Genomic DNA, 13965 nt, shown 5'->3' with positions numbered 1-13965 from the left:
TGCCTACAAGTAATAGTCCTTAGCCAAACCACGATATAAGCAATCGCTGTTGTCTGTTGTCCCGGTCTCTAGAAATGCCCATTGTGGAATAAAACACTGGTTAATTATTGAGGTAAACGACAAAGTTTATGATATGAGTATATCTGTTGAGCCCATGTGCATTTCTGTATGTCTGCTACACTACTCAAGCGGAGCTTGAAAAGAAGCTCCGATGTCAGGATGTCTTAAAGCGCTTTTGGCATAAGATGTATAGCAGGTTACGAACTGGTTAGGTGAAGGGTGAAGAGATGGAGTTAAAGAAGTAACTACAGCTGTTGCGCTATCGGCAGCCATGGCTTCTGTCTGGCTGCAGGCGGCTGATAACCCAACAGGACCCACAGCAAACTCGTCTACCGGCAAGTTTGACATCGTTCTTAGAAACGATGTTCAAATAAGGCTCTTTGGTTTGGAGGATGTATCTTTCAATACTGCCTCTGCCACTACTGGTGATCTCACCGGTTTTACTCCTTCTTGTGTTGATTCAAACGTTGAAAAATACGAAGTTAGCCTGACGAGCAGCAATGATTTCGCATTGGTGCCAGGATCAGGTACGGCAACTGTTAAGATCCCTTATTCGTTGACCTATTCTCAGAAAGGGGGTGCGGCGGATCAGATCTGGGGAAAAGGTCACTTGGGGTCAGGTGTTGCGGCAGGAAGTTTTACAAGAGATGGCGTCATTGGTGGTAACACTTGCGATGCGGCTCTGGAATCCAGAATTACCGCAGACATTATAGAAGCAGATTACAAAGGTAAAGATGTAGGTGTTTATTCAGACACAGTTACAGTGACAGTTTCATCTATCTAATTCCAGATACCCAGCGCAGTTGACTCTGGTATTTTCGCTGACTTTCCTGAGAGGCCGACCGAGAATAGCGCCCGTCTGGGCGATCCCGTAACGAGGACTGCAGGGAATTGAGGATGAAAATTCGGTTTTATGAGGAGAATAGCGAGCTATTTGACGAACAAAAGCGGATTTTCAGACCAGTTTACTGCCGCCACGCGACTGCATGGATGCAGAAACTAGAGCAACGCAGGAGCAATTGCCGCGTGGGGCGGTATATTCTCGGTCGGCCTTCTGTATATAAAGCTGCTGTGAGTAAATGTCCTGAGCGAACCTGTGGTATAAATTTCCTTTTCTTAAGCATCAGAGCAGTAACAAAAAGGATTGTTCCGGGCCATGATAAAGTGGAAATGCATTGACATTTTATACGTTGCATTGCCCATGGTTTTTATCTGCTCGAAAGCTATGGCCAGTCAGACGCTTTTTCTTGCCCAGAATAAAGTACCTGCGGGTTTTGAGACGCTCAGTCAACCTCAGAAGTCGCTGGTGGATATCTATTATGGCAAGCGCTATTTAACTTCCCAGCTGGCCACCTTCCAACCCGGTAAAATTGCCCTATCTAATGTTAATGAAGTGGTTCGTCTGATCGGTTCGGTGAATGATCCTGCTTTTTTGGCTTCGGCTTTATCGGGCGAGCTCAATACCCATACTGAGGCAATCTGTCCGCCCAATGTCACCAGGGATTGCGGTGTTCTTAATCCTCCTGTTGCCGGTGTGATTTTTGATGAATCCCGCTTCCGGGTTGATGTGTTTGTTAATCCCCGTTTCCTGTTAACCCGAGCTGCCGATGTCAGGAAATACCTACCTCCCTCTGACTCGGGCTTTGCCATGATGCAGAACTTTGCGGCAGTCGCCACCGGTACATCTGATGACGCTAATAGCAGTGACTACACTTTGTATGGTCTGACGCTGTTGTCTTATCGTGAAAACAGTGTGCTCTGGAGTTGGGACTATTCAGAGTCTCAAGACTTCTCGGTCAATCAGCTCTACGGTCAGAGGGATTTTGAAGGCTTTGAATACGATCTTGGCTTACTTTCAAGTCAGGGGTTTGGCCTGAATTTTACGTCCGATCAGCCTCTTGTTGGAGCTCGATTTCGGAGTTCTGATAACACCAGAGACGACACCGATTTCAGTGGCGGTATGCCGATTGATATCTTTATGCCGCTCAGGGGCAGGGTTGAAGTCAGAAAAGATGGACGACTGATTGCCTCTTATTTCCTGGAAGCCGGTCTTCAGGCTCTGAATACCACCACTTTTCCCACGGGGGCCTATGATATAGACATCCGGATTCTGGATGAGCAGGGTAGCCTGCTGTCTGAGGAAACCCGTTTTTTTGCCAAGCAGTTTCAACTACCCCCTGAAGGTGAATGGCTGCTTTTTGCTGAGACGGGGCGTGTGATGACATCGGTTTTTGATGGGGTTCTGCCTGATAGCACCCAGCAGTGGTTGACACGGGCCGGTGTCAGTCGAAGAATTTTTGATACTCTGGCGGGGACTCTCTCTGCCGCCGCGACTTTAGACACTTCATTGCTTGAACTGGGTCTGTTTAAGTTGGGTTATCGTTATCAGTTATCGCCTTCGGTGATGCTGGCGGATAATGGTAGTTATGGTACGGCCCTGACAGGCCAGGTTTGGTTGGGCAACGTCTCTCTCTTCGGCAGTTATCGTCGACTCTGGAGAGACGATAGCGAAGTAGAAAATCCTGATCGCCCGGCACTGATCGGTGATGCTTTTGAGCAAAGCAATTTTTCTGTTTCTGCACCTCTCTGGAGAGGTAGTGCCAATTATCGGTTCAGCAGCAATAGAAATAATAACGCTGCCAGAACGGAAACCCACGGATTGAGTTACACCGCGACAGTTTTCAGAACGCTGGATTACGATACAAACGTTACTTTCAGTGTGAGTGAGTCAGAAGGTAACTCTGTGGCGTTGTTGAGTGTGGAGTGGAGATATCGTGAGGATCGGTGGACTTTCCGGGTTAACCCCAGGGCTGAGGTTCAGAAGACTGACGGCATAGAAGACAGAACAGAAAAATTGAGACTGTCAGTTTCCTGGGATGACGGTGATCTTTATGATGGTCAGCTGACTTCTACTGTCTCTGCAGAAGCGGGCAGTGGCGAACGCAGACTCGATGGTGTTTTGCAATACGGTAACCGGTTTGGCAAAGCCGCATTGACAGTTAACCATAGCTCAACAGAGGATAACCAGGTTACTAATTATAACGGCAGTTTCAGTACCAGCTTCCTGACCGATGGCAATGTTGTGGCTATGGGAGGAGAGCAGTTGGCAGAGAGTGCTCTGGTGGTCAATCTGGAAGGTCGTGAAGGCGACGTGTTTGATGTAACCATTGATGGTCACAAAAGGGGTTATGCCGTAGCGGACAGACCTTCGGTGATCCCGCTGGCGCCTTTTGAGCAATATACCGTTACCCTGTCGCCTTCAGGGGATACCCTTTACAGCTTTGATGAGCGTGAGCGCCGGGTCACCCTGTATCCCGGAAATGTCGTGACACTCGACTATAAGGCTATCCCCCTGAAACTGCTCTTTGGTCGCTTGTTAATGAAGGGTGAGCCTCTGGACAGAGCCCGGATTATCGGAGGACTTTATCCCTCCAGCACTGACGATATTGGCATGTTCCAGATAGAAGCCCGTTCAGATATTCATGAGTTGAGGGTTGAACTGGAGAATGGTTTGCAATGCACAGTGCCCGTTGAAACGGATGATAAGCAATACATACTAAGAATGGGAACCGTGGATCTTTCCGAGTATGATTGCGTTCCCAAGCTGTCAGGCAGTTGACCAATGGCGAACAGGACAGCGGCTGAGCATCAGTAATACTCGGTCATACGGAGATATTATGATGGTTAGAGTTAAGGTCCAGTCAAGATAAGAACAGATGTTGTTTTCTTATGATATGTCTCAGAGGAATACTTGTGCTAATTGCACTGACATTAGCTAACACAGCTTCAGGCTTTTTCGTTTTTGGTCAGCCGCAATATGTTGCGCTGCCTGTTACCTGGACCGGTGGAGATGTTGATATCGACCTGCCTCTGCAGCTGCAATCGTGCAATGGCACCGGTCTTGGGCCACGCTTTCCTCGTTGTGGCTGGTATCGGCGAGCTGAAGATTACACCATTGAAGCTACCGATTTTGATTTCGTCTCTTCAGGGAGCGCTCCTTCTATAGAAATGTCTCGTGTGGTCTTTGAGCAGGGCATAAATTCATTGTTGCTAAAAGATGGCAGTAATATTCCGGATACGAGTTCGACATTCCTGACTCCAAGGACTTGGAGACAGGTAGGAGGGAAAGTATCGGTTAAGGTGAATGCGATTGATTTAGAAGGGCGTCAACCCGGAAGTTATAAGGCGACATTAAAGCTCAAAGGTATGGAAAGTGGTGGTTTCATCCCTTACACAGATAATAGTGACCTTATCTTTGATGTGAAAATTCCTGATCGTATCCAGATCAGTGGCTTGAAAGACATGTCACTCAGTGACAAGAGTCTTAAGGGGGATATGGACTTTTGTGTTTACACTCAAAGTGGATCTGACTTCAAGGTCAGAGCGATGGGACTCAGTAGTACTTTTCTACTATCAGGTCGGGTGGGCTATCAGTTAAGAGTAGGGCAGGGGGGCTCTCTGGAAACCCTGACGCCGGGAGTGGATGGGCAGCCCTGGAAAGGTTCTACTCAGCAGTATTGTGGCGGTGGCTCCAATATGAATCTTGAGGTTACCGTACCTCCATCAGAAGTATCAGGACTTGAGCCCGGCATCTATAAAGATACGGTAACGGTAACAGTAACCGTTCTATAAGTTAGAACTTTTTCCTTTCCTCTGTGCTGCCATTGAACAAACCGTATTCCACTTGGGTTTTGCTGCTGGGAATTTTCAATGTCCAACTCTGACCAGCATACAGTCGTTTAATCTCATCAATATCAGAACACTGACGTTTGCCTTTCTGGTCTGAGCAAAATTGTCCATTGCGCAATACCACATTAACGTTGCCACTGTTGGTGAAAGTGATTGAGTCTTTCTCTCGTCTGGCTGTCACTTTGTATTCCGGATTTTCCGGGCGAACAAAGACCAGAGCCTGGTAGGCAATCAGCAGTTTAATGGCATTCTGGGTGGCTTCCAGATCACCGACGACGGGTTTGAAGGTTACTCTGTAGACTGACTCAGTTGTTTTTGGTGTCTCAAGGCTGACCAGTCGAACGGTTTTTCGACTGTTGGGGGCAACAATGGTTTTCTGTGGCGTGCTGAGTAATTTCAGCTCGGAAGGGTCGGTAATACGAACCCTTTCTTCCTGTTTGGTGCCGGGATTAACGACTTTGTAGACCTCAGTCTGCAGATACAGGTTTTCCTTATCCGGATTGGTAACGACTATGTCCTGACGAGGGGATTTGTTCGGCTCGAAATAAACAATCATTTTATCCAGTGACATGGCGCCGAAAGCATTGAGGGTTATAGCCAGAGGTGCCAAAGCCAATAATATCGATAGACGACAAAGTTTAAGCCACGACCGCATCTGTTGGGCTTTTGTGTTTCTGTAATCTGATCCAGTCACTGAAGTGATCTCTTTTTCATCACGACTGGTTCCCGGTTTTGACCCAGTGGGTCTAAAAGCACGGGAACCAGAGTTTGAATATCAGGCAATAGTCTTCGGCCTTCATTCTACGGGTACTATCGCCTGTGGTAAACAGCCTTTGATAAAGCGTCTTATTCGGCATTGATGATCAAGTTTAGCTCACCTTCAAGAGGCTGCTGAGCCACGTCTTGAGGTAGTTTCACCATAAAACCCGTTTCACTGTTATTACAGTCTGAGCTGCGTGGCAGTGCATTGATCGGGTTACTGTTCTGTCCACTGTTAAGGGCCTGGGCTTCGCGATTAGAAGACCAGAGGTCGACTTCATAGTTATAGGAACTTTGATCATTTCTGAGCGCATAGGAGCCACCTGTTCCTGAACCTTCTGTGACAACAGAGTACTGATTAATTCCCGTACCCTTGATGCAAATAGGCTCCACCTCATTGAATTTAGCAACAGTTGATGTTGCGTCATTGAGGTTGGCAGCGTTTGAATTCGTGTCATCCGTTTGTGATGTGGAGGGAGTTGCTATGGAGGCTTGCAAGTTAGGCTTTATAACCAGGCGAATACCGAAAGAACCTGTGGATGTTTTTCCAATATTGCCCTGCTGCGCAGAATAACTCGAAGACGTGATGAGAATAACTAATGAGGCGACTAAGCCTCTGCAGACCATTGCTGAGAGTTTCATATTACACCTACTTCCTGTCTGGTGTTACCTAAGTGGAGTATAGAAATTCTCAGAGACTTGTTTGGCAGGACAGTTTATCGGGTAGTAGCGGAAGATATTCGGGCATGTTGATGTGTCCAATGGAGGGATACCGTCAGAGAAACGGCTCCCCCCGATTCCATGAGCGTTATTCTGTCAAAGCTTTGTCGGACATTTCCAGCTCTTTTATTTTACGGGTGAGGGTGTTTCTGCCCCAGCCTAATAGCTCGGAAGCATCTCTTTTTCGACCTCCTGTGTGTTGCAGAGCTGATTCAATCATGATCTTTTCAAAAGCCGGGATAGCTTTGTCCAGAATGCCGCTGTGTCCTGCTGCAAGCTCTCTGTCTGCCCAGAGACGAAGCTGCTGCTCCCAGTTGCCTGACTGGGGAGTGACCGGGCCACTGTCGGGCTGGCTCAACAGTTCAGGTGGAAGGTCAGAGATCAGTACTTCCCGGCCTGAAGCCATCACCGTCAGCCAGCGACAAGTGTTCTCCAGCTGTCTGACATTACCGGGCCATTCCAGACTGGCAATAAATTTCGCTGTTTCCTGGGTGAGTACTTTGGGCTCAACGTTCAGTTCTTTGGCGGCCCTGTCCAGGAAATGTCTGGCCAGAACAGGGATATCTTCTGAGCGTTCTCTGAGTCTTGGCAGGTGAACACGAATCACATTGAGTCGATGGAATAAGTCTTCTCGAAATGAGCCTTCCTCAACCAGTTTTTCGAGATTCTGGTGAGTGGCTGCAATAATGCGGACATTGACTTTTACCGGAGTATGACCACCCACCCGATAGAACTCACCGTCTGCAAGTACCCGAAGTAGACGGGTTTGTGTTTCTGCGGGCATATCTCCTATTTCGTCAAGAAACAGTGTGCCGTTCTGAGACTGTTCAAAGCGCCCCTTGCGCATGGCACCGGCACCGGTGAATGCCCCTTTTTCATGGCCAAAGAGTTCTGATTCAATCAGGTCCCTGGGTATGGCTGCCATATTCAGGGCAATAAAAGGATTATTGGCTCTGGGGCTGTGCTTGTGCAGTGCCTGGGCAACCAGTTCTTTACCTGTGCCAGATTCACCATTGATGAGTACAGTAATATTGGACTGCGATAGCCTGCCAATGGCACGGAAGACTTCCTGCATGGCAGGTGCCTCACCGATAATCTCTGTACCGTTATCAACCGCCTCAATCACCTGTTCTGTCTTTTTCTGGCAGCTGTGCTCAATGGCACGTTTGGCCAATGAAACGGCATCGTCTATATCAAAGGGTTTGGGAAGATATTCAAAAGCGCCACCCTGATAGGAGGAGACAGCGCTTTCAAGATCTGAGTGGGCGGTCATAATGATGACAGGCAGATCCGGGTAGGTTTCGTGAACTTCCTTGAGGAATTCCAGCCCATTGGTACCGGGCATTCTGACATCGCTGATTATGGCTTCAGGCTGAGAGTATTGCAGTTCCCGCAGAGCCTTGTCGGCAGAGTCAAACACATCGACTGCGATCTGCTCTCCGGCCAGTGCCTTTTCTAGCACCCAGCGGATAGAGCGATCATCATCAATAATCCAGACTTTAGAGTCCATACTCATTAATTACTCCTGTTGTTTATCCGCTGAAGACTGTCTGATGTAAGACGGTTGGGATGAAGGCTGATTAATCGTTAGCGGGAGATAGACGTGAAAGCACGTCTGCCCCGGTTTACTGTCACATTCAATTAACCCCTGATGCTGGCTGATAATGTACTGGGCCATGGGTAGCCCGAGGCCGGTTCCTTCTGCTCTGCCACTAATCATGGGGTAAAAAATATTTTCCTTAAGGTGCTCAGGAATACCGGGACCATTGTCAATAATGGACAGACGACAAACGAGCTTCCGTCGTTGATTGCCAATCGTGAACTGTCTGGATATACGGCTTTGAATGGCTATTTGACCATCACTTAAAGGCATGTGCTGTTCTATGGCCTGCATGGCGTTACGCACCAGGTTGAGAATGGCTTGAATCAGCCGCTCCCTGTCAGCAGGAAGATCAGGAATACTGGGATCATAATCTTTCACAATAGACAGCTGACCACCGGTCTCTGCATGTATCAGCTGGATAACCCTTTCCAGCACCTCGTGAATATTCAGACTGTTCATGCTCGGGGGTTTGATGGGGCCGAGCATCTGGTCAACCAGGTCTCTGAGTCTATCCGCTTCCTCAATGATGATCTGTGTGAACTCACTGAGTTCTTTGTCATCCAGTTGTTTATCCAATAGTTGGGCTGCGCCTCTTATACCTCCCAGTGGATTCTTGATTTCATGAGCGAGTCCACGGGCGAGAATACGTGAGGTTTCCTGCTTGGCAATCAGAGATTCTTCACGAGTGATGCGTTGCAACCTGTCTCTTGGGTGAATCTCTACCAGCAGGCAGGCGTGCTGGTTTTCCACGGGAGTAATCGTGTAATCAACCAGTACTGGGGCTCCATGAATCACTATTTCTGACTCTCTGCGGGTAAATTGCTGGTTCTGCTCCAGGGCTCGCTGCAGGTCTTTCATCATGGAGCCATGGTCAAGCGACTGCGGCGGGGGCAATTGCAGACCGCTCTTTTCGCTGATATCCAGGAGTGCTTCAGCAGCATGGTTGATGAAGGAGACACGAAGCTCCTGATCCAGAGCAATAATGGCCGTGTTTAGATTTTCCAGTACAAATTCATTGATCACCGACTGACACCCGGATAAGTGGTGGTTGTTATTTCATGGTCTGGTAAAACATTACGCAAGAATTGAACCAACTGTTGCCAATCTCTTTCAGTGTGTGACCTTTTTGCATCAGGTCACACTACTGAAAAGAGTCGAGAGGCTCCGAATTATAAGTCAGTTTATCAAAGCGCACCAACATAGTGCGATCAGTAGTTTCAGAGGGCTGGTGTTGGAACCGGTGTGGGAGGTCTGAAAACCGTTCTCTGCACATGCACAGTGCTTTTGGCGGTTTTTAAGGTTTTGCCTTTAGGGTCAAGAATGGTCACTGACAGCTGGTGAGTACCTCGATCGACATTTTTCAGCTTGAATTGAGGGTTTCTCTGGGGGGGGCCCTGCTGAACGCCATCAACTGACAAGGACAAAGTGTGACCTTTTACCAGTCTTGGTTTCAGGCTGACTTTAACGGTGAAGTTGCCATTATCTCTGACGGTTGAATCATTGGCAGGTTCGGTAATCGTGAAGACTGGATAAATGCCCTCTTTATGGTTATTCAACGGCTTGATGGACGAGCGACCTGTTGTCTGGGTAGAGGGTATGCTGGTAATGGGAGTGAGTTCTACCGGCTCAGCCTTTTCACGGGCGCCAGGGCTGTCAGTGAATGTGACATTGCCATTCTTGTCGACCGTTTTATAAATTTCAGAGGCTTGTCCAGGCAGGGGTAGGGCCAGCAATAACATAAATATTATTCTTTTCATGGTGATCTAAGGCTGATTCCGGGTTCTCCTAGAGTACTGTAGAGCGCACCTGTTTGCATCCGTGCGGTCAAGAAAGGACAAAGAAAGGACAAAAAAAGGCGATGAAAGGACTTTAAAGCGAGTATTGGGGATATGAAATAGAGGGGACTTGAATAACAGCCGGAGTGCTATCTGTAGCGATAGACACTCCGGCATTTGGGCTTTTGATAACAGGAGTAGTTACTGCCCTATTCGTTTACACACTGTAGTAGAGATCGAACTCAGCAGGATGAGTGGTCTGGCTTACCTGTACACACTCTTCTTTCTTCAGTTCGATGTAAGCGTCGATCATGTCGTCAGTGAATACACCGCCGGTAGTCAGGAATTCACGGTCGGCATCCAGAGCGGCCAGAGCTTCTTCGAAGCTTTCTGCAACGGTCGGGATTTCAGCCGCTTCTTCTGCAGGCAGGTCGTAAAGATCCTTGTCGGCAGCGTCGCCAGGGTGGATCTTGTTCTTGATGCCGTCCAGGCCAGCCATCAACAGAGCAGCAAACGCCAGGTATGGGTTAGCTGTTGGGTCAGGGAAGCGAACTTCTACACGACGGGCCTTGGGGCTGTTTACGTAAGGAATACGGATGGAAGCAGAACGGTTACGGGCAGAGTAAGCCAGCATAACAGGTGCTTCAAAGCCCGGGATCAGACGCTTGTAGGAGTTGGTGGAAGCATTGGCAAAAGCGTTAATCGCTTTAGCGTGTTTAATGACACCACCAATGTAGTACAAAGCGTTTTCGCTCAGACCGGCATAGCCATCGCCAGCAAACAGGTTTTCACCATCTTTGCTCAGGGACATGTGAACGTGCATACCGCTGCCGTTATCACCCACCAGAGGCTTGGGCATGAAGGTGGCAGTTTTACCGTAAGCGTGAGCAACATTGTGTACGGCGTATTTCAGGATCTGAACTTCGTCAGCCTTGGCTACCATGGTGTTGAATTTAACACCGATTTCACACTGGCCCGCAGTACCTACTTCGTGGTGATGTACTTCAACGCCCAGGCCCTGAGCTTCCATCGCTGTGCACATGGCAGCACGAATATCGTGCAGTGAATCGACGGGAGGAACCGGGAAGTAACCGCCTTTAACTTTTGGTCGGTGGCCGATATTGCCACCTTCGAAAGACTTGCTGGAAGACCAGGCCGCTTCTTCAGAGTTGATTTGGTATGAAGCACCGGAAATGTCAACGTTCCACTTAACATCGTCAAATACGAAGAATTCCGGCTCCGGACCAAAGAAAGCCGTGTCAGCAATACCAGTAGACTTCAGGTACTCTTCAGCACGCTTGGCAACAGAACGTGGGTCACGCTCGTAGCCCTGCATGGTTGAAGGCTCGATGATGTCGCAACGAATGTTCAGAGTAGTTTCGTCAGTAAAAGGATCGATGACTGAGCTGTTGTCATCAGGCATCAGGATCATGTCGGATTCATTGATGCCTTTCCAGCCAGCAATGGAGGAACCGTCGAACATTTTACCCAGCTCGAAGAATTCGGCATCGACTTCGCCGACCGGCAGGGAAACATGCTGTTCTTTACCACGGGTATCGGTAAAACGAAGGTCAACCCATTTTACATCGTGATCCTTGATCAAATTCAGGGTCTTGGACATTTATTATTCCTCCAAAGGACTATAGCTCTCGTTGAGCACCGCAGGTCGATTGTAGGAGCCTGACCGAGAATAGACTGCCCTACTGCGGCGGCAGCAAATTGGTCTGAAAATCCGCTTTTGTTCGTCAAATAGCTCGCTATTCTCCTCACAAAACCGAATTTTCATCCTCAATTTTCTGCCGTCCTCGCTACGGGCGCTATTCTCGGTCAGGCTCCTAGAGACTTGTCAATCGTTATGGCGGTTTACCAACATTTAGTCGTATTGTGCCGCATTGGCGGCTGTGCCGACACCGTCTCAGCAATTGCTGTGCCAGTATCGAAAACCGGTTGATTTTGCTGAGTTCTAAAACGTGAACATGCCTGAGTATAAGCCGAATGCAGGTGGTTGCACCGAAAAGAATCTCATTAAATCGAATAAGCGCACAAAAAAAGTGCGCCAGACTTTGAGAGCGTTTCGGTTTGGTGCATTTGCCCGTTAAATATCCGCAAAACCATTCCCAGGCGGAGCCCAGTGTAGCGTGAATCTGCAGGGACTACTAACAACCATGTGGCCTTTACGAGGTGTCTAAGCGAATTGTCTGCTACCAGCCGGGGTTAACGGTGTCTGGGAGTCTTCTGTATAATCGTGTGGATTCGTTTCTTAATTTTCCTAACTGGCATCTGGACCGGGTTCTCTTCCTGACTTGCAGTGGCACTTTTCTGTGGTGACATTTTTCCGATGGGAGAGCACCGGACATACAATTCTATGAAGTTCATCATCAAGCTGTTTCCTGAAATTACCATTAAGACGCCTCCGGTGAGAAAGCGTTTTATTAAGCAGCTGCGCAAGAATATTCGTACCATTCTCAAACGGGTTGATGAAGACGTTGAGGTGGCTGGCACCTGGGATTTTATCGAGCTGGCCACTGGTCATGATGATTCTCAGCTGGTGGCTCAGGTCTCCGATCTGTTGAGCCATATTCCCGGTATAGCGTACTGGCAACAGGTGGTTGAGTATCCGCTGACTGACCTGGATGACATTATGCATAATGCTCTGGCAGTGAATCGTGAATTGCTGGCCGGGAAAACCTTCCGGGTTACCTGTCAACGCTCAGGTAAACATGACTTTCAGTCTATTGATGTGGAGCGATACGTGGGTGGTGGCCTGAATGCCCGAACTGAAGCGGCGGGTGTCAAGCTCAAAAATCCGGACGTTGTCGTAAAAATTGAGATCAGGGGCGACCGTTATTTCCTGGTCACGAACCGTGGTAATGGGTTGGGTGGCTACCCACTGGGCTCTATGGAGCCTGTATTATCGCTAATCTCTGGTGGCTTTGACTCGACAGTTTCAAGTTTCCTGACCATGAAACGGGGTATCAGAACCCACTTCTGTTTCTTCAATCTGGGTGGCCATGCCCATGAGCTGGCGGTGAAAGAGGTGGCTTATTATCTCTGGAGCCGCTTTGGCTCGTCCCATAACGTCAACTTTGTTACGGTTCCTTTTGAAGGGGTTGTCGAAGAGATTCTGACCAAGGTAGATAACTCCCAGATGGGCGTTGTTCTCAAGCGGATGATGTTGAGAGCTGCAACCCGGGTGGCAAAAGAGATGTATGTTGAAGCCGTAGTCACCGGAGAAGCCGTTGCCCAGGTTTCCAGCCAGACACTCACCAACCTGGCGGTTATTGATTCGGCTACCGATCATCTGGTCTTGCGTCCGCTTATTGCCATGGATAAGCAGGACATCATTGATATCTCAGTCAGGATCGGTTCAGAGGAATTGGTAAAAAATATTCCCGAGTATTGTGCGGTGATCTCGAAAAATCCGACCACCAGGGCCAAGCCGGAAAAAATTGCAGCGCAAGAAGCCCGTTTTGATTTCTCCATTCTGGATGCGGCGGTAGTCGATCGTCGTAAGGTTTCCGTTTCTGATATCATTGCCGATGACCTGACTCGTGAAGAAGTTGAGGTGTTCGAGACTGCGGAACAAGACGACATTGTTGTTGATATCCGCCATCCGGATGAAGAAGAGATCAAGCCCTTTGATCTCAATGACCGAGAAGTACTGACGATTCCTTTCTATCAGCTCAGGACAAAATTTGCTGAACTGGATAAAGATAAGCACTACCTGCTCTACTGCGAAAAAGGGGTGATGAGTCAGTTGCACGCCATGCACCTTCGTGACGAAGGGCATGAGAATGTCGGCGTCTACAACCCAGGGAAAAAGTAACCGATAAGATGATGAAAATTGCCATGATTGCCGCCGTTGCCAAAAACCATGCCATCGGCATCAATAATAAAATGCCCTGGTACTTGCCCGGAGATCTCCGCTATTTCAAGGCTGTCACCATGGGTAAGCCTGTAATTATGGGACGCAAGACGTTTGATTCACTGCGCAAGCCTCTGCCGGGTCGAACCAATATTGTCATTACCCGTGACAAAGACTGGCATCATGAGGGGGTCAGGGTGGTGCACAGTCTTGAGGATGCCATTTCTTTGGCGGAAGATGTATCCATGATCAATGGCAATGAAGAAATCATGGTGATTGGTGGTGAGCAGATTTATCGTCAGGCCCTGGACAGAGCTGATCGGCTTTATCTGACCAAAGTCTTCAAATCGTTTGATGGTGACGCATTTTTTCCGGAAATCGATGACAGTGAATGGGATATTACCGCCAGGGAAGATCAGGTCTCTGAAGATGATCAGGCCCTGGAGTTCAGTTATCAGGTGCTCGATCGCAAGTCCGTCTGAGGTCCTGGTCTC

At 48.5% G+C, this 13965-nt stretch carries 11 protein-coding genes; 5 read left to right on the top strand and 6 right to left on the bottom strand.

Going from position 1 to position 13965, the window contains the following annotated elements:
- Window positions 1–331: 331 nt before the first annotated feature.
- The 3 genes from ACOMHB_RS22285 (at window position 332) to ACOMHB_RS22275 (ending at window position 4692) form a co-directional block, all read left to right on the top strand.
- Window positions 332–844 (top strand): hypothetical protein, encoded by a 513-nt coding sequence (locus ACOMHB_RS22285; protein WP_448218250.1) that lies wholly within the window; start codon window positions 332–334, stop codon window positions 842–844.
- A 372-nt stretch (window positions 845–1216) separates the two neighbouring features.
- Window positions 1217–3679: a TcfC E-set like domain-containing protein gene (locus ACOMHB_RS22280; protein WP_448218249.1), complete on the top strand. Its 2463-nt coding sequence runs from the start codon at window positions 1217–1219 to the stop codon at window positions 3677–3679.
- A 134-nt stretch (window positions 3680–3813) separates the two neighbouring features.
- The gene (locus tag ACOMHB_RS22275) at window positions 3814–4692 is read left to right on the top strand and encodes a hypothetical protein (RefSeq protein WP_448218248.1); all 879 of its coding nucleotides are present in this window, start codon (window positions 3814–3816) and stop codon (window positions 4690–4692) included.
- A gap of 1 nt (window position 4693) precedes the next feature.
- Here ACOMHB_RS22275 and ACOMHB_RS22270 read toward each other — a convergent pair whose 3' ends face one another.
- The 6 genes from ACOMHB_RS22270 to glnA all read right to left on the bottom strand — a co-directional run bounded on the left by ACOMHB_RS22270 (window position 4694) and on the right by glnA (window position 11227).
- Entirely contained in the window at window positions 4694–5443 is a 750-nt protein-coding gene (locus tag ACOMHB_RS22270; RefSeq protein ID WP_448218247.1) for a fimbrial biogenesis chaperone, read from the bottom strand.
- 152 nt (window positions 5444–5595) lie between these two features.
- Entirely contained in the window at window positions 5596–6150 is a 555-nt protein-coding gene (locus ACOMHB_RS22265) for a hypothetical protein (RefSeq protein WP_422410953.1), read from the bottom strand.
- Between the two features lie 166 nt (window positions 6151–6316).
- Window positions 6317–7744, bottom strand: a complete 1428-nt coding sequence (gene ntrC, locus ACOMHB_RS22260) for a nitrogen regulation protein NR(I) (protein ID WP_448218246.1) — start codon at window positions 7742–7744, stop codon at window positions 6317–6319.
- Window positions 7745–7747: 3 nt separating this feature from the next.
- Window positions 7748–8854, bottom strand: a complete 1107-nt coding sequence (gene glnL / locus ACOMHB_RS22255; RefSeq protein ID WP_422135297.1) for a nitrogen regulation protein NR(II) — start codon at window positions 8852–8854, stop codon at window positions 7748–7750.
- A gap of 194 nt (window positions 8855–9048) precedes the next feature.
- Complete coding sequence (locus tag ACOMHB_RS22250; protein WP_422135296.1) at window positions 9049–9570, bottom strand: DUF4124 domain-containing protein; 522 nt, start codon at window positions 9568–9570, stop codon at window positions 9049–9051.
- A gap of 253 nt (window positions 9571–9823) precedes the next feature.
- Entirely contained in the window at window positions 9824–11227 is a 1404-nt protein-coding gene (gene glnA / locus ACOMHB_RS22245; RefSeq protein ID WP_422135295.1) for a glutamate--ammonia ligase, read from the bottom strand.
- A gap of 744 nt (window positions 11228–11971) precedes the next feature.
- On the opposite strand from glnA, the gene thiI reads away from it, so the two are divergent.
- Together thiI and ACOMHB_RS22235 are read left to right on the top strand one after the other, a co-directional pair.
- A complete protein-coding gene (thiI, locus tag ACOMHB_RS22240; RefSeq protein WP_422472339.1) occupies window positions 11972–13432 on the top strand; it encodes a tRNA uracil 4-sulfurtransferase ThiI in 1461 nt (486 codons plus the stop codon).
- Between the two features lie 8 nt (window positions 13433–13440).
- Window positions 13441–13953 carry a dihydrofolate reductase gene (locus ACOMHB_RS22235; protein ID WP_422452513.1) on the top strand — a complete coding sequence of 171 codons (513 nt, stop codon included), beginning with the start codon at window positions 13441–13443 and terminating at the stop codon, window positions 13951–13953.
- The last annotated feature ends 12 nt before the right edge of the window (window positions 13954–13965 follow it).

This window comes from Endozoicomonas sp. 2B-B (assembly GCF_053470045.1).
This window is presented reverse-complemented; position numbering and strand designations above follow the sequence as displayed.